The organism is Tritonibacter sp. SIMBA_163, assembly GCF_046535935.1.
Classification (GTDB): domain Bacteria; phylum Pseudomonadota; class Alphaproteobacteria; order Rhodobacterales; family Rhodobacteraceae; genus Epibacterium; species Epibacterium scottomollicae.
The window spans coordinates 1-270 of record NZ_JAWJBP010000487.1 but is presented as its reverse complement, the minus strand read 5'-3'; the positions used below and the strand labels follow the sequence as shown (position 1 = coordinate 270).

Genomic DNA, 270 nt, shown 5'->3' with positions numbered 1-270 from the left:
CGAGCGTCAACCCGGCATGGAGGACGAAGGCTTCGAGCGGCTGCTGGGTTTTGCGCCGAGCCGGCAAGTTTGGGTGAAGCTGTCCGGCGCCTACCGGACCAGTCCCGAGATTGCGCGCGCAGCCGCACCCCGACTCTGCCAGGCGTTCGACGCCGGGCGGCTCATGTGGGCGAGCGACTGGCCCTTCACGCAACACGAAGCCTCACAGAGTTACCGCGCGCAAGTCGGCGCCATCGCTGACTGGATTCCCGATGTAGCAGAGCGCGCAAC

Annotated in this window: 1 protein-coding gene; it reads left to right on the top strand. The window is 67.0% G+C overall.

Annotation, left to right across the window (positions count from 1 at the left end; translation table 11 throughout):
- Window positions 1–16: 16 nt before the first annotated feature.
- The coding region (locus R0J92_RS23240) for an amidohydrolase family protein (RefSeq protein WP_411053413.1) at window positions 17–270 on the top strand (254 nt) is incomplete at its 3' end.